At 38.6% G+C, this 15,650-nt stretch carries 17 protein-coding genes; 11 read left to right on the top strand and 6 right to left on the bottom strand.

Annotated elements, in window-relative coordinates:
* Window positions 1-6: 6 nt before the first annotated feature.
* From AC6H44_RS18480 to AC6H44_RS18430, 11 genes are all read left to right on the top strand, one after another.
* A complete protein-coding gene (locus AC6H44_RS18480) occupies window positions 7-960 on the top strand; it encodes a YbgA family protein (RefSeq protein WP_500738716.1) in 954 nt (317 codons plus the stop codon).
* On the top strand, window positions 960-2,354 hold the full coding sequence (gene phrB, locus AC6H44_RS18475) for a deoxyribodipyrimidine photo-lyase (protein WP_500738714.1): 1,395 nt from the start codon (window positions 960-962) through the stop codon (window positions 2,352-2,354). The genes AC6H44_RS18480 and phrB overlap by 1 nt, the downstream gene beginning before the upstream one ends.
* Window position 2,355: 1 nt before the next feature.
* Window positions 2,356-2,784 (top strand): nuclear transport factor 2 family protein, encoded by a 429-nt coding sequence (locus tag AC6H44_RS18470; RefSeq protein WP_500738712.1) that lies wholly within the window; start codon window positions 2,356-2,358, stop codon window positions 2,782-2,784.
* Window positions 2,785-2,786: 2 nt separating this feature from the next.
* Window positions 2,787-3,497: an SDR family NAD(P)-dependent oxidoreductase gene (locus tag AC6H44_RS18465; RefSeq protein WP_500738711.1), complete on the top strand. Its 711-nt coding sequence runs from the start codon at window positions 2,787-2,789 to the stop codon at window positions 3,495-3,497.
* A complete protein-coding gene (locus AC6H44_RS18460) occupies window positions 3,494-4,747 on the top strand; it encodes an NAD(P)/FAD-dependent oxidoreductase (RefSeq protein WP_500738710.1) in 1,254 nt (417 codons plus the stop codon). Before AC6H44_RS18465 ends, AC6H44_RS18460 begins: the two co-directional genes overlap by 4 nt.
* A complete protein-coding gene (locus tag AC6H44_RS18455; RefSeq protein ID WP_500738708.1) occupies window positions 4,740-5,477 on the top strand; it encodes a DUF1365 domain-containing protein in 738 nt (245 codons plus the stop codon). The genes AC6H44_RS18460 and AC6H44_RS18455 overlap by 8 nt, the downstream gene beginning before the upstream one ends.
* Before the next feature lie 53 nt (window positions 5,478-5,530).
* Complete coding sequence (locus AC6H44_RS18450; RefSeq protein WP_500738707.1) at window positions 5,531-6,793, top strand: class I SAM-dependent methyltransferase; 1,263 nt, start codon at window positions 5,531-5,533, stop codon at window positions 6,791-6,793.
* Window positions 6,771-7,271 carry a DUF2878 domain-containing protein gene (locus AC6H44_RS18445; protein ID WP_500739143.1) on the top strand — a complete coding sequence of 167 codons (501 nt, stop codon included), beginning with the start codon at window positions 6,771-6,773 and terminating at the stop codon, window positions 7,269-7,271. The genes AC6H44_RS18450 and AC6H44_RS18445 overlap by 23 nt, the downstream gene beginning before the upstream one ends.
* Window positions 7,272-7,300: 29 nt before the next feature.
* Window positions 7,301-7,792, top strand: a complete 492-nt coding sequence (locus AC6H44_RS18440) for a chalcone isomerase family protein (RefSeq protein WP_500738706.1) — start codon at window positions 7,301-7,303, stop codon at window positions 7,790-7,792.
* 1 nt (window position 7,793) lies between these two features.
* Window positions 7,794-8,336 carry a DUF3833 domain-containing protein gene (locus AC6H44_RS18435; protein ID WP_500738704.1) on the top strand — a complete coding sequence of 181 codons (543 nt, stop codon included), beginning with the start codon at window positions 7,794-7,796 and terminating at the stop codon, window positions 8,334-8,336.
* Between the two features lie 199 nt (window positions 8,337-8,535).
* Complete coding sequence (locus AC6H44_RS18430) at window positions 8,536-8,811, top strand: HU family DNA-binding protein (protein WP_500738703.1); 276 nt, start codon at window positions 8,536-8,538, stop codon at window positions 8,809-8,811.
* Between the two features lie 61 nt (window positions 8,812-8,872).
* On the opposite strand, the gene ilvN is transcribed toward AC6H44_RS18430, so the two are convergent.
* The 6 genes from ilvN to xni all read right to left on the bottom strand — a co-directional run bounded on the left by ilvN (window position 8,873) and on the right by xni (window position 15,649).
* Entirely contained in the window at window positions 8,873-9,370 is a 498-nt protein-coding gene (gene ilvN / locus AC6H44_RS18425; RefSeq protein WP_500738701.1) for an acetolactate synthase small subunit, read from the bottom strand.
* On the bottom strand, window positions 9,370-11,094 hold the full coding sequence (locus AC6H44_RS18420) for an acetolactate synthase 3 large subunit (RefSeq protein WP_500738700.1): 1,725 nt from the start codon (window positions 11,092-11,094) through the stop codon (window positions 9,370-9,372). Before AC6H44_RS18420 ends, ilvN begins: the two co-directional genes overlap by 1 nt.
* 448 nt (window positions 11,095-11,542) lie before the next feature.
* Window positions 11,543-12,550: an isocitrate dehydrogenase gene (locus AC6H44_RS18415; protein ID WP_500738698.1), complete on the bottom strand. Its 1,008-nt coding sequence runs from the start codon at window positions 12,548-12,550 to the stop codon at window positions 11,543-11,545.
* 181 nt (window positions 12,551-12,731) lie between these two features.
* Window positions 12,732-14,411 carry a hypothetical protein gene (locus AC6H44_RS18410; RefSeq protein ID WP_500738697.1) on the bottom strand — a complete coding sequence of 560 codons (1,680 nt, stop codon included), beginning with the start codon at window positions 14,409-14,411 and terminating at the stop codon, window positions 12,732-12,734.
* A complete protein-coding gene (locus tag AC6H44_RS18405; RefSeq protein WP_500738696.1) occupies window positions 14,411-14,806 on the bottom strand; it encodes a DUF3192 domain-containing protein in 396 nt (131 codons plus the stop codon). Before AC6H44_RS18405 ends, AC6H44_RS18410 begins: the two co-directional genes overlap by 1 nt.
* 69 nt (window positions 14,807-14,875) lie before the next feature.
* Window positions 14,876-15,649 (bottom strand): flap endonuclease Xni, encoded by a 774-nt coding sequence (xni, locus tag AC6H44_RS18400; RefSeq protein ID WP_500738695.1) that lies wholly within the window; start codon window positions 15,647-15,649, stop codon window positions 14,876-14,878.
* Window position 15,650: the final 1 nt, after the last annotated feature.

Genomic DNA, 15,650 nt, shown 5'->3' with positions numbered 1-15,650 from the left:
GAATCTATGCACAAAAAAACAATAAAAATAGGTATTAGCGCCTGCTTAGCAGGCGAAAAAGTAAGATTTGATAGCGGCCATAAAAAATCTAATTTTTGTATGGATGAATTGGCAAAACACGTTGAATATAAAATGTATTGCCCTGAGGTAGCGGTAGGTTTACCGGTACCTCGGCCCACTATTCGTCAAGTGAAAACAGCTGATACTATCAAAGTGTGTCGTCCTGACGGGTCTGGTGATGTTGGCCCTCAGCTAACTGAATATGGTAAAAAAATTGCGACTGAGCAAGCAGGGGAGCTAAGTGGTTTCGTTTTTTGCGCAAAAAGCCCCAGTTGTGGTATGGAGCGGGTAAAAATTTATAATGATGCTGGCACAGGCAATACATCTGAAGGTATTGGCTTTTTTGCTGAGCAAATAATGAAGTACAACCCGCTACTGCCTTGTGAGGAAAACGGTCGGTTAAACGATGTTCACCTTCGCGAAAATTTTGTAATGCGTGTGTACACATTATATAACTGGCAGCAGTTAGTTAAAGAGCCCATTACCGTTCACTGTTTAACTCAATTTCATTCTCGATATAAATACCTGTTAATGTCGCATAATTACCAAGCTTATCGAGAGTTAGGTAAACGTTTGGGCACTTTTACTGCGGATGATGTGAGCGCACTTGCCAATGATTATATTTTAGGGTTGATGATGGCATTAAAACGCCCAGCATCTCGTAAAAATAACACTAATACGCTAATGCATTTGCAGGGTTACTTTAAAAAATACCTATCTAAAATAGAAAAACAAGAAATGAGCGAAGCGATAGACGAATACCGCCAAGGGTTGGTGCCACTTTATGTGCCGCTTACCTTGCTTAGGCATCACTTAAAAGTTCATCCTAATGAATATTTAAACAAGCAGGTATACTTTAATCCTTATCCTAATGATCTCAAATTACGCTACGGTTTGTAATGAATACATTATTTTGGTTTAGGCGCGATTTGCGTCTTTTTTCTAACGAAGCGCTTATCGAAGCGTTAAACAATGGTGCTAAACACGCCATTTTTTTTGTGTGCGAGAAACAATGGTCACAGCATAACACCGCCGCAATTCAAATTGACTTACTAAAACGCAGAGTAAGTTATCTTCGTGAACAATTAGCCCGCTACGGTGTTAATTTACATGTTATAGAGGCCCCTTATTTTGCTGATTGCAAAACTAAACTTCTCGATTTTTGTCAGCAGCATAATATTAAACATATAGTAGCCAGTAAAGAATATGAGCTGAATGAATTTAATCGTGATAAAGCGATTCAAGCACAATGTGACCAACAGCAAATAGCATTTACGCTATATGAGGGTGAAATCATTGCCCCCGTAGGCAGCGTTCGCACTCAAAATAACGAAATGTATAAGGTATTTACGCCTTTCAAGCGTGCGTGGCTTAAGCAGTATCAAGATACTCAATTTAGTTTGCCCGCGTGGCCATTATCACAAGACCCTATTGAAATTAACCCTTGCGAGTTGTTATGTGGTGATAATAGTTCAAATAAATGGCCTGTTGATGATGAAACCCTATCAAGCGTTGTCGATAACTTTATTCTCGATAAGCTAACAAGCTATGATGATGTTCGTGATATACCAAGTGTAAAAGGAACCTCGGGCTTGAGCCCATACTTAGCCCTTGGGGTTGTCAGTAGTAAGCAGTTAATGGTCAACATACAACAGCACTATCCTGACATTTTGACTACCTCTAAAAGTAAAACCTTTACCTGGGTGAATGAACTTATTTGGCGTGAATTTTACAAACATTTAATTGCTGAATTTCCGAAGTTATCACGTGGTGCTAATTTTAATGAAAAGTACGACAGTGTTTGTTGGCGCGATGATGAGGCTGAATTTAAACTTTGGTGTGAAGGACGTACAGGTTATCCACTGGTTGATGCTGCTATGAAACAACTGTTACAAACAGGGTGGATGCATAATAGATTAAGAATGGTGGTTGCTAGCTTTTTAACTAAGCATTTATTAATTGACTGGCGTAAAGGCGAGCAATTTTTTATGCAGCACCTTATTGATGGCGATTTAGCTTCTAATAATGGCGGTTGGCAATGGGCGGCAAGCACCGGGTGTGATGCACAACCTTACTTTAGAGTATTCAATCCAATCACACAGAGTGAACGCTTTGATCCAAGTGGTGAATTTATTCGTAAATATCTGCCAGAATTAGAAAAAGTGCCAGATAAACATATTCATTTCCCGCATACCTACTTAGCAGCAATAGGGCAAAATGAAAAAATTTACTGGCCGGCAATTGTTGATCATAAAGCGGCACGAGCAAGAGCTATCGCCGCGTTTAAGGTGTGATATGAATAACCAGTTATCAGTTGATAAATTTGTAGAAATATATCAGAAACTTGATAAAAACAATCTCGAGCTGTTAAATGAAATTTACGCTCAAAAAATACAATTTATAGATCCACTGCATGAAATTCATGGTCTCGAGGATTTAAGGCGTTATTTCCTTGGTCTATATTCTAATGTAAAGCATTGTCGATTTGACATAACAGATTCGTTTACCAAAGACAATAATGCGTTTATCTACTGGACAATGCATTACGCTCATCCAAAATTAAACTCGGGAAATAGTATTTCAGTTCAGGGACATAGCAAACTAGTGTTTGATGGCGATAAGATTATAATTCACCGCGATTACTTCAATGCTGCAGAGCTGTTGTATAAACATATCCCTATACTGGGCAATATCATTAATTTTATTGACAAAAGGGCTGGCTAACTATGATTACGCTTATTACAGGTGCTACATCCGGTATTGGTGAGCAACTTGCTATAAAATATGCTCAGCAAGGTGATACCGTTATAGCGTGTGGGCGAAATACTCAAAAGCTTGCTGAGCTTGCTAAACACGATAACATTAAAACTTGTCAATTTGATGCAACTAACTTACAAGCTATCAAAACAGCGACAATAGGGTTCACTCAATTTGATCGTGTTATTCTCAATGCAGGTAATTGCGAATACGTTGATGATGCGCGCAATTTTGATAGTGCATTATTTGAGCGTGTTATTAACGTGAACTTATTATCAATGGGCTATTGCTTAGAGGCACTTCTACCCAAAATAGTCACAGGTGGTCAGCTGGTAATTGTCAGTTCAAGTGTTACTTATTTACCATTGCCACGTTCAGAAGCGTATGGTGCATCAAAAGCAGGCGTCAGTTATTTAGCTAAGTGCCTTGCAGTCGATTTAACCGATGTTGATGTGACCCTTGTGCATCCAGGTTTTGTAAAAACACCGCTGACTGAAAAAAATGATTTTCCTATGCCTATGGCTGTTACGGCTGAAAAAGCAGCTGATTATATAATTAAAGGCGTAAGTAAACGTCGTAAAGAAGTTCATTTCCCTTACCGTTTTACGCTTATTTTAAAAGCATTGCGCATACTCCCTTTGCCGCTTTGGCTTAAAATTGCAAAAGGATTAACTCGTTGAAAAAAATAGCAATAATTGGGACTGGCGTATCTGGTTTAACGTGCGGGCACTTACTGCATAAACATTATGATGTCACACTATTTGAAAAAAATGATTATATTGGTGGCCACACAGCAACAGTAGACGTTAAACACAGTGGTATAAACTACGCGATTGATACTGGTTTTATTGTATTTAATGATAGAACGTATCCCTATTTTGAAAAATTACTTGACCGCATAGGTATAAAACGCAAGCCAACCCAAATGAGTTTTAGTGTTCACAACGAAGCAACGGGGTTTGAATATAACGGCCATACATTTAGCAGCTTATTTGCCCAACGACGCAATATAGTAAGACCTAAGTTTTGGCGACTATTGTACGATATTGTGCGTTTTAATAAATTGTGTAAACAGCTGCATCATAAAGGCAAATATGCTGAGCAATCGTTAGGCATGCTTTTACAACAAAACGGTTTTAATGATTTTTTTAAATACCATTATATCTTACCGATGGGCGCTGCTATTTGGTCTTCAAGCATCAAAGAAATGGAAGATGTTGGTGTCGAATTTTTTGTGAAGTTTTTCTTTAATCATGGTTTATTAGACATTACTAACCGCCCGCAGTGGTATGTTATTCCCGGGGGGTCTCGAGAGTATATAAACCCATTAATTACGGGTTTTGCTGACAAAATTAAACTCAACAGCGATATTAAATCAGTAACAAGAAATCCCGAGGGGGTAACTATTACCTTTGCAGATGAAAATCAGCAGCGGTTTGATAAAGTTATCTTTGCTTGTCATTCAGACCAGGCTTTGGCGTTACTTGGCGATCCTTGCGAGCAAGAAACTAGCGTTCTGGGCGCTATCCCGTATACAGAAAATTCAGTTGTTCTTCATACCGACGAATCATTATTACCCGATAGAAAAGCGGCATGGGCAAGTTGGAATTATTTACTAAACAATAATACTGACAAAGCGGCCGTGGTGACTTATCAAATGAATATACTGCAAGGGATAGAGTCTGATACACAGTTTTGCGTTACTTTGAATCATTTAGATGGCATTAATCAAAGTAAAATTTTACGAGAGTTTACTTATCACCACCCAGTGTTTAATCGGGCATCTATTGCTGCTCAACAACTAAAAAATACCGTTGACGGACAAAATAATACGTATTTCTGTGGTGCGTATTGGTATAACGGTTTCCATGAAGACGGTGTTCGCAGTGCTGTAGATGTTGCCAAACAACTTGGAGTTGAATTTGACTAGTGCAGTGTATGTAGGCGATGTAAAGCATCGCCGTTTTGCTGTAAAACATCATGCGTTTAGTTATCCGCTTTATATGATGTGGGTTGATTTAAATAATACTCAAGCACTCAACGGCGTCCACAAGCAGTTGGGTACCTCAGGGTTTAAGGCGTTAAAGTTTCAGCAATCTGACTATTTAAAAGGACTTTCAGATGTTTTGCATCAGCCAATTAGTGAGCGTGCCCACGCTCAATTAGTTGCGCTCGGTATAGAAGAAAAATTTAGTCATGTTTACATGCTAGGGCAGTTGCGCTGTTTTGGGGTTTACTTTAGCCCAGTAAATTTTTATTTTTTTGGCCATCAAGATAATAAATTTAGTTATATTATTGCTGAGGTGAGTAACACACCATGGAATGAATGCCACTATTACTTAGTACCATTACAAAAAAAAGTGAACTTTAAGAAAGTGTTTTCCGTATCACCGTTTTTAGATTTGGATATGAACTACCATTGGACAGTTCGACAAAGCAAAGACAATATCCTGATACGTATAGAAAATAAACGCCAAGAGACGTTGCTGTTTGATGCGTCATTAAGATTAAAACGACAAGTTTTATCTCGTGCACAAATAAACAGCTTGTTTAAACGTTTTCCGGCGATGACGTGGTCTATTTTTAAAGGTATATATTATCAGGCATTCAAACTTTTTATTAAAAAAGTTCCTTTTTTGGGTCATTCAGGTAGAGCATAAAATTTATTAATTTATGTTGTTAAATAAGTAATAACAATAATATAGGTCAGTGTATGGAAAAAGTATCAGGTTTACGTTGCCAAGAGCGCACCAGTTGGTTTACTAACGTGTATAAAAAGTTAGTGTTTAAAGCATTTTCGTCAATTGAAACTGGTCAAATAGTGCTAATTGATGATGACCAAAAATCAGTGTTTGGTGACACCTCCTCAGAGTATAAAGTAACGGTTACTGTTAATGATACCGCAATGTACAAAGCGTTTGCGCTTTCAGGGAGTATAGGCGCAGGTGAATCATATATTTTAGGGCAATGGCAGTGTGATAACCTTACACGCCTCATTGAGATTTTTGCCATTAATCAGGATCAGCTTGATGCCTTTGAAAAGAAGTTCGCTTTTTTCAGCAATATTGCTCACCGTATAAATCACATTAAAAACAAGAACTCACACGCTGGTTCAAAAAAGAATATTGTTGCTCATTATGATTTGGGTAATGATTTATACGAATCTTTTTTGAGTAAAGAAATGCTTTATTCATCCGCTGTGTACCCAAGCAAAGACGCAACCCTTGAGCAAGCCCAGCAATATAAGTTACAGCGTATTTGTGAACAAGTAGAGCTAAAGCAAGGTGACACAGTTATAGAAATAGGCACAGGTTGGGGTGCGTTCGCAATTTATGCTGCTACTCACTTTAACTGCCACGTAACGACAACAACCATCTCTGATGAGCAGCATGACTATGTTGCTAATAAAATTAAAGAGTTAGGGCTTGAAGATAAAATCACTCTGCTTAAGCAAGACTACCGATTACTAACCGGTAAGTACGATAAGCTGGTATCAATTGAAATGATAGAGGCGGTGGGCCATGAATACTTACCCAGTTTTTTCACAAAATGTGGTCAGCTGTTAAAAGAAGACGGTGCAATGTTAATTCAAGCCATTACCATTGGTGATCAGCGATACAAGCATTACTTAAAAAATTCAGACTTTATCCAACAATATATATTTCCTGGTGGTTGCCTACCTTCATTGAACGAAATGAGTGAGCAGATTAAAAATAACACCGATATGAATATTCATACGGTTAATGATATTGGTGCTCACTACGCACGAACGCTGGCCGATTGGCGAGAGCGCTTTATGGCAAGTTGGCCAAATTTAGACAGTAATAAGTTTGATGAGCGTTTTTATCGCTTATGGTTATTTTATCTTGCTTATTGCGAGGGCGCATTTAGAACGCGTGTAACCAGTACGGTACATTTAATGGCACGCAAACCCCGCTTTACGAGTAGTAATGATGAAATTGCACTCGCTTATTAACTTTGTGTTGTTTCAAGTAGTGTGGTTTTTGTGCCTGCTACTTGAGCAAAATTCACTGGCTTATTCTGCTATTGTGATAGCTATTATGTTTTACCTATCGGCACAAAAAAAGCAGGATGTATTATTAGTTCTAATATGTTTACCGCTTGCGTTATTCACTGAATTTATTGCAGTTCAGTTAGGCTTATTTGAATTTAAGGTAGACCCATTTCCCTATTGGTTAGTGCTTTTATGGATGGCATTACTACTGTGTATAAATACGTCTATGTCGTTTTTAACTACGCTTAAACGTTGGCAAGCGTTTATTGTGTGCTTAGCATTTGCTCCGGGCAGTTACTGGGCGGGTTCGCGGTTTGAAGTGCTAGATTTAGGATTGCCACTGTGGCAATTTTGGCCATTGTACGGCGCTCTATGGGCTGCCACATTTACTTTAATTTTGTTTTTAAATAGCAAAATAGGCACTTTTTTAAAACATTAATAAAATGACATTAATGTTTGGAGATAATCATGAAAACATCATTTTTCTATTTATTACTGATTTACGTTGTATCGATTAATACGGCTTTTGCCGATACTCAGTTTAACAAGGTCGGTGAAGCGCGAATGGAGTATCTGTTTTGGGATGTTTATGACGCAACGCTTTATACTCCTACTGGTTCTTACACTGCTAACCAAGCCCCAGTTAAATTTAAATTAACCTATTTGCGTGATTTTGATGCTAAAGACATTGTAAAAGCAACCAATGAACAATGGCAACATTTAGGCAAACCGCAATTAACAGCACGTTATGCTGACAAATTATTGGCAATATGGCCAGACATCAAAAAAGGTGAGTCGTTAACTTTACTGACAGATGAGCAAGGGCACAGTACTTTTTTTCACAATGATAACCAAATAGGTCGCATTGAAGATGACACGTTTGCCGAGGACTTCTTAGCTATTTGGCTAAGTGAAAATACCTCAGAACCATCGATAAGAAATCAACTACTAGGGATTTAATATGATTAATTTAAAACGCATTCAAGTAGCCATGCTATTGGCTTTAAGTTTCTTTATTGCCAGCTGCTCAGCGCCTCATGTTGAACATTACAAAGGCTCAGAACCAAATTTTGATTTTAAGCGCTTTTTTAGCGGTGATTTAAAAGCCTATGGCGTTGTACAGGACTATAAAGGGGAGCTAACCCGTAAGCTTGTTGTAGATTTGAGTGCCACCTGGGATGGCAATCAAGGGACGATTGAAGAGGACTTTGTTTATGATGACGGCGAGACCCAAAAACGTATTTGGAAAATCGTTTTAAATGACGATAATACTTTAACAGGAACAGCCTCTGATGTCCTAGGTACAGCGACAGGTAAAAGTGACGGCAGTGTATTTCATTGGAAATATAATGTTGAGATACCTTACGATGGCAGCACTTTTGAAGTACATTTTGACGATTGGATGTACCTAGTAACAGATACACGCTTGATAAACCGAACCTCAATAGTTAAGTTTGGTGTAGAGGTCGGGCAAGTAACCTTAGTCATAGAAAAAACAGAGTGAGCTGAGCAAAGTTGCACTGAAATTGTGCTTAAATTAAGTCTTTGTTAACTTAACTTGCTGAATTTTACACTGAATTATTATAATTTTACTCTTTTTTTAGTATTTTAGATAAAAAACGTAATTTGCTGTTGCTAACTCTTCAAAAATGCATAAAGATAGGTCTCGCGAAGGCAAAATAATAATGAATAGGAATCTAATAATGAACAAAGCTCAACTAGTCGAAAAAATCTCTACTGACGCAGAAATCTCTAAAGCGGCTGCCACGCGTGCACTTGATGCATTCACGGGCGCGGTAACGTCTTCACTAAAAGAAGGCAATTCTGTTGCATTAGTTGGTTTTGGTACGTTTTCAGTTAAAGAACGTGCTGCACGTACTGGTCGTAACCCACAAACGGGTGCAGAAATTCAAATTTCAGCAGCGACTATCCCAAGCTTTAAACCAGGTAAAGGTTTAAAAGATCAAGTAAACCAATAACGTTTATTCTATTAAAAATAACAAAGGGGCTAAACAAGCCCCTTTGTCATTTTTGTTACAACTAAGCTCTTAGTGCCTTATCTCCTCGGCCAATGCCAACCGCACCTGAACGTACTACCTCTATAACATCAGTTTCATGGCGTAAAGTATCTAAAAATGACTCTATCTTATCAGTGCTGCTTACCAGTTGTAGGCTGTAACTTTGACGCCCCATATCTAAAATAGCACCTTGAAATACATCAACTACTCGAGTCACTGCGGCTCGCGTGGCTTCATCTTTAGCAAAAACTTTAACTAATAACAGTTCACGCTCTATGTGACTCATGTCGGTTAAATCGATTACTTTAAGCACATCAACGAGTTTGTTAACTTGTTTTGTTATTTGCTCAACAATCCTATCATCACCTTTAGTGGTGATGGTAATACGAGAGAGTGATTCATCATCGGTTGTCCCCACAGTTAAACTATCAATATTGTATGCACGTTGAGAAAACAGCCCCACTATACGCGATAACGCACCGGGTTCATTTTCTAATAAAATAGATAATATACGACGCATTATGCTTTTACTCCTTTTCTTAACCACATCTCATCTATGCCTCCAAGCTTAATCTGCATTGGATAAACATGTTCTTTTTCATCTACTAAAATATCTAAAAACACTAATCTATCGGTTATGGACATTGCTTTGGCTATTGCTGGTTGTAGCTCATCAAGTGTATTTACTCTAATACCCACGTGACCATAGCTTTCGACAAGTTTTACAAAGTCAGGCAGTGACTCCATATAAGACGATGAGTGTCTGCCTCCATAAATCATGTCTTGCCATTGTCTAACCATACCTAATGAGCGATTATTTAGTGAAATCACTTTTACCGCTAAGTTATATTGCAAACACGTTGATAGTTCTTGAATGTTCATTTGAATAGAGCCGTCGCCAGTGACACATAGCGATTCTTTATCAGGAAACGCCAGCTTAACGCCCATGGCCGCAGGCAAGCCAAAACCCATTGTGCCAAGGCCTCCTGAGTTGATCCACTGGCGCGGGTGTTTAAATGGGTAATACTGCGCTGCAAACATCTGGTGTTGACCCACGTCAGAGCTTACATAAGCATCCCCATTAGTGGCCTCATAAATAGCTTCTATAACGGCTTGTGGTTTTATTTTGTCACCCTCATTACTGTAGCTTAAACACTTTTGTTCGCGCCAGCTGATCACTTGACGCCACCAATCTTCTTGTGCGCTGCGATCAATTTTAATTGCACTTTTATCAATAGCAGTTTGCAGCTGATCAAGCACTGTGGCTAAACAACCAACAACGGGAATATGCGCCTTAATGGTTTTTGAAATAGATGTGGGGTCTACATCTACATGTACAATAGTGGCATTCGGGCAGAATTTTTGTACGTTATTAGTGACCCGGTCATCAAATCGTGCGCCTAGCGCTAAAATAACATCGGCATTAGCCATCGCTTTATTTGCTTCGAGTGTGCCATGCATGCCCAGCATACCAATAAAATTAGGATGTATGCCTGATATTCCACCAAGTCCCATTAAAGTATTTGTGATAGGCGCGTTAAGCGATTCGACTAAGTGCGTTAGTTGCTCCGATGTATTTGAAAGCACAATACCACCACCAGAATAAATGACTAATTTTTTTGCTTCTAAAATAGCAGTAACGGCTTTACGAATTTGCTTTGAGTGCCCTTTGGTGTTGGGGTTATAGGTTCTAAGTTCAGTTGTAGCTGGGAAGTGGTAAGCAAAAGTAAGATCTGGGTTAAGCATATCTTTAGGTAGTTCAACTACCACAGGACCTGGGCGACCTGAGCTTGCAATATAAAAAGCTTTGGCAAGTATATTTGGAATTTCAATGGGGCTTCGACAGTTAAAGCTATGTTTTACAATAGGGCGAGAGCAACCCACTATATCGGTTTCTTGAAACGCATCATCGCCAATGAGGTTAGTTGGTACTTGGCCTGATAACACCACCATAGGGATAGAGTCCATATAGGCGGTGGCGATACCCGTTACACAGTTGGTTGCGCCGGGTCCTGAAGTTGCCAATACCACACCGACTTCACCGGTTGCCCTTGCATAGCCATCGGCCATATGTGTAGCAGCTTGTTCATGACGTACTAAAATATGCTCAATATCGTCTTGCTGAAAAAGTGCATCATAAAGGTCTAATACTGAGCCACCGGGGTAGCCAAATATATATTTAACCTTTAACTCTTTTAATGATTTAACAACTAACTCAGAGCCATTATATTCTTGTTTACTCATCCTCATTCCTCTGTTGACTGATTTATGCAAAAAAAAACCCCCGCCTAGTGCGAGGGTTTTAAAAAGCATGTTTCACCTTTTAATACATCCCCGCTGGGCTTATCACTAAGACCAGTACGAGTAAGACTAGAAGGCGAAGTTGTGTATTCATGGTGTTTTGCTCTTTAAAAATAACATGCTATTAAATTATAATTTTTGTATGTGGTTAGTTTTAAGGCTTTTGCACACCCATGTCAACCCGAAAGCGTATTTTTTGGATTAAAAATTCATTTTTTGATGCTTTTCAGTAATAAAGTACAGTTGATAAGAGGGTTTTTTACTTTAAAAGAAGAAATTATGCAGCTTGTGCTCTTTGAGTAATCGCTTTTTTGGCAATGAGTTATTAGTTATAGCGTTTAATAGCGATAAAAAAGCCAGCAATGCTGGCTTGTTAACGCAATACTATTAATTATAGACGGTCAATAACTGCCTGAGTAAAATCAGTTGTACCGTGGTTCCCGCCTAAATCGCGAGTAGTACGATCGCCTGATTTAATAACATCAGCAACAGCGCTGCGAATACGCTCAGCTGTGTCACCCATTTTCAAGTGCTCCAGCATTTGAATAGACGCTAAAATAACTGACGTTGGGTTGGCAAGGTTTTTACCGGCAATATCAGGTGCACTGCCGTGAACAGCTTCAAAAATAGCAGTATCTTCACCAATGTTAGCACCAGGAGCCATGCCTAAACCACCGACTAAACCAGCACATAAATCAGATAAAATATCGCCGAACAGATTAGTTGTAACAATAACGTCAAACTCTTCAGGGGTCATGACTAGTTTCATACAGGTTGCATCAACAATCATTTCTGTTAATTCAATTTCTGGGTAACGCTCAGCGACTTCACGGGCTACTTTTAAAAATAAACCCGATGTTGATTTTAAAATATTGGCTTTATGTACTGCGGTTACTTTTTTACGGCCTTCACGTACAGCCAGCTCGTATGCAAAGGTAACGATTTTTTCTGCGCCTTCGCGAGTAATAACTGATTTTGCTTCAGCTTCAGTGCCATCTTCAGATACTATTTGACCCGCACCTGAATACATACCTTGGGTATTTTCACGAATTGTAATGATATCAATATCGTCGTAGCGTGCTTTAGTGCCGGCAAACGACTTAACTGGACGTACATTGGCATATAAACCAAATTGCTTACGAAGCGTTACATTAATTGAGGTAAAACCTTCGCCTACAGGCGTTGTTAATGGACCTTTTAAGGTTATTTTATTTTTAGCTATGGTGTCAATTGTTTCTTGTGGAAGCAATTCGCCTGTTTTTTCAAGCGCCGCTAGGCCAGCGTCAACAAATTCATAATCAAAATCGCATCCTGCGGCTTTTAGTATTTCAAGTGCTGAGTCGATAATGCTTGGGCCAATGCCGTCGCCTTTGATCACTGTTATGGTTTGTTTGGCCATGAACTTTTCCTTTAAAGAGTTGGATACACATATAAATAAATAGTACTCAGAGAGAGTCTAGACTATTTACATGACAGGAGAGCTAAATCTAAGTCGGCATTTATATCAATTTATCGAACATTTTGCCAGTTTATACGGTTAATACAGGGTATAGATTTTATTTATAGCCACAATAAGTTAGCTAAATACTATCGTGCAAGCCTAATTGTTGCAAAGATTGAAAAAAATCTGCTTCATTTTCCCAGCCATGAAAGGCGAGCTGCTGATTTAATACTTGTTGTTGCCATGCAGTTAATGTTTGCTGTGGTTTAAGTACATGCTGGGCAACAACTTTTAATGCTGTCCATAGTTTATCAGCGTTACCAAGTCGTTTTTTAGATAACTGCTCTGCATTTAACAAAGCCAACGTCCAAGGGTCATCACTGAGTAATTCGTTAAGTTCACTATTTAAATGCGGGGCATCAACCTTATTCACACCTAAAAAAATACTAAATGGCATATCTAATGATTGATTTGGCATTTTAGCAACCGTAATTTTTCTAGAAATCTCAGTACTGTGATGTATCAATACATAATATAAATACGCATATAGGCTGACGCTAATACGTTCGATTTGTATATGTGTATTATATTTTACTAATAGTGCTAAAATTTTAACTAAACAGTCTATGCGGGTGCATACAAAGGCATGTAAAGGATGAGCAATGCTATTTACTAATTGCTCAAACATTACGCCCTGAATAATAGCCGGTGCTTTATCGTAACCGACCATAGATAAGCTATGTCTTAAATCTTTAGCAGGTAAGCCTTCTTTATTATAGTGTTTTACTGCCAAACACACTGATTTTATAACCCCAGGATAGGGGGTAAGCAAGGTATTTAACGCTTTAAAGCTGTATTCTTTTTGAGTTTTTATTTGTTTTATTAATTGATACAAAGGCATTTGATCAGAGTGTTCACTATGCCCAATATTGAGGTGTTCACTGTCCCATACTTTTAAATATAGGCGGTTATCATTACACTCCCAAGCAGCAGCTGTATCTTCTAATGATGCTTTTACACGATACCAAGCCATTTTAGTGTCGCCGTTATTAACAATAATATGTCGACCTGCAGTATCTGTGGCCAGATACACCATAGTTTGGTTTGCATATATTACTTGGCTGCCAGGTAGATATTCCCCTACGTGTGCTACTAACTTTTTTAACAATGTTTGCGCAAATGAATTTGGTGTTCTTAAGTATAATTCAGCCACCGCTTTGTATAAGTTAATTGGTTGTTTAGTACTATAGGTGATATTTAGCGCTAAAATATTAGCTAAAGCAATAAGCACACTAGCACCGTCATAAAGCATTATTTTAGGCTTATCTAATAATGCGTGTTTGTATTTACTGAGCTTAGCTAATATATGCGCAATTTGATTTGCGCTCTGTTGCGCTGTTAATAGTACTTTTGCAGCGAGTTTATGGCGTAACTGCCACATTTTAGTATCGGTTTCGTTAAATATTTGCCGCTGAGCTAATTTATTTAGCTGGTTAGCAACACAAAGGTGCTCTACCAACGAGGCACTAATATAAAGCTCTGTTAGGTGTTCGTCATAGTTTTGGCTGCTACACAATGCACAGGTTAAAACACACTGATTAACCACTAAATTAGTGGCGTAACTATAATGTGTTTTATACAGATTAAGCTGAGCTTGTAGCGCCGCTGGATTGTGTTTGTATAATTTTGCGTACTGCTCTGAAAGCTTACAAACAAGAGGATAAACTGTATGCCACTGACTTTTGTTATTATAGGCGCCTAAAAGCAATTGGGTGCTTTCGAGTAGCTTATTTAGTTTACCCGACAGTGGCGCTTGCATTAAATTTTTCCATCACTGTGCTCAAGGTATTTTTCATAAGCACTTGGGCCCCACATGACTAACTGACCGTTTTTAAATAATAATCCAGTGCATTCATCCATCGTTGTAATACCATCAGAGGTTTTATGCTGGGTACGATAAAAAATCACTTGCCACACTTGCTCGCCATCACGTTTAGCATAGGTGAGATCGGGGCTACCTAAATATTCAAGCACATCGTTTAGCGTAAAGGCATCTTCTAAACGCAATTTTTCTATGTAGCGTTTATTGAATGCTTCCCGGTCTTGCCAAATCATAGCTTGTGGATCGTCTTTATAAAACATAATAACCGATGTGGCTATCAGTGCATATAATCCCAATCCTAATATTAAATACCTAAAAAACTTTTTAAACATTGCCTACCCAGACCAAAAAAACTTGCGTTAGTATACGTATTGCATCTGATCAGTGCTATTAACTTGCGACTAATTAAGCCTTAGTTGCTTTAAACTAAAGCCTAAATGTATATCTGTACGCAAACTCACCAATTGTTTAGAGATAACAAACATATCCATATCATCAGCGAGCTTTTTTTGTAGTCGTGCACTTAATAATTCATCATTTAACGCCTCTTCTAGTGTATTGTACTTATTCACTAATTGCTGCGCTGACTTTATACCAATGCCTTTTACACCAGGAATATCATTAGTTTTATCTCCCGCTAACGCCCAAAAGTCCACTAGTTTGTGCTGAGCCACAGCAAAGCGCTCTTGAATATGTTGCTCGGTGAGGTGATACTTTTTAAAGTAATCGTAAACGTTAATATACTCACTTAAGTGCGGTAAAAAGCCTTTATCGGTTGATACTATTGTATTACTTATTTGATTGTTAGCCGCTTTGTGGGCGAGTGTCGCAATAATATCATCAGCCTCATCGTTAGTCGGTTCAAATACCACAATACCCGTTTCTTCAATGGCGGCTTTAAACTGTGGCAATGCTTCTTTTAAGGTGTCAGGCATAGGCGTTCGAGAGTGCTTATAGTCTTTGTAAAAGTGATAGCGCCAGCTTTTATCGCCATCGAATACCGCAATTGCATGAGTTGCATTGGTGGTTGTTAAGAGCTTTTTGCAGGCCTGCGCTACTCGAGCGCAGCATGCTTTTAACATGTGTTCGTCGCTGTGATGCGTTTGGTTAGCATCAACAGCATAAATGCGCCTAATTAAATTAAGCGCATCAATAAGGAGTAAATGAGGATTCAAT

Source organism: Pseudoalteromonas sp. TAP-3C (assembly GCF_059888565.1).
This window is presented reverse-complemented; position numbering and strand designations above follow the sequence as displayed.

What these genes read in the sequence shown, in the direction of transcription:
- AC6H44_RS18420 (WP_500738700.1), bottom strand. Translation starts at nt 11,094, where the DNA reads ATGAGTAAACAAGAATATAATGGCTCTGAGTTAGTTGTTAAATCATTA.
- AC6H44_RS18450 (WP_500738707.1), top strand. Translation starts at nt 5,531, where the DNA reads ATGGAAAAAGTATCAGGTTTACGTTGCCAAGAGCGCACCAGTTGGTTT.
- AC6H44_RS18440 (WP_500738706.1), top strand. Translation starts at nt 7,301, where the DNA reads ATGAAAACATCATTTTTCTATTTATTACTGATTTACGTTGTATCGATT.
- AC6H44_RS18480 (WP_500738716.1), top strand. Translation starts at nt 7, where the DNA reads ATGCACAAAAAAACAATAAAAATAGGTATTAGCGCCTGCTTAGCAGGC.
- AC6H44_RS18435 (WP_500738704.1), top strand. Translation starts at nt 7,794, where the DNA reads ATGATTAATTTAAAACGCATTCAAGTAGCCATGCTATTGGCTTTAAGT.
- AC6H44_RS18405 (WP_500738696.1), bottom strand. Translation starts at nt 14,806, where the DNA reads ATGTTTAAAAAGTTTTTTAGGTATTTAATATTAGGATTGGGATTATAT.
- phrB (WP_500738714.1), top strand. Translation starts at nt 960, where the DNA reads ATGAATACATTATTTTGGTTTAGGCGCGATTTGCGTCTTTTTTCTAAC.
- AC6H44_RS18445 (WP_500739143.1), top strand. Translation starts at nt 6,771, where the DNA reads ATGAAATTGCACTCGCTTATTAACTTTGTGTTGTTTCAAGTAGTGTGG.
- AC6H44_RS18410 (WP_500738697.1), bottom strand. Translation starts at nt 14,411, where the DNA reads ATGCAAGCGCCACTGTCGGGTAAACTAAATAAGCTACTCGAAAGCACC.
- AC6H44_RS18465 (WP_500738711.1), top strand. Translation starts at nt 2,787, where the DNA reads ATGATTACGCTTATTACAGGTGCTACATCCGGTATTGGTGAGCAACTT.
- AC6H44_RS18470 (WP_500738712.1), top strand. Translation starts at nt 2,356, where the DNA reads ATGAATAACCAGTTATCAGTTGATAAATTTGTAGAAATATATCAGAAA.
- AC6H44_RS18430 (WP_500738703.1), top strand. Translation starts at nt 8,536, where the DNA reads ATGAACAAAGCTCAACTAGTCGAAAAAATCTCTACTGACGCAGAAATC.
- ilvN (WP_500738701.1), bottom strand. Translation starts at nt 9,370, where the DNA reads ATGCGTCGTATATTATCTATTTTATTAGAAAATGAACCCGGTGCGTTA.
- AC6H44_RS18415 (WP_500738698.1), bottom strand. Translation starts at nt 12,550, where the DNA reads ATGGCCAAACAAACCATAACAGTGATCAAAGGCGACGGCATTGGCCCA.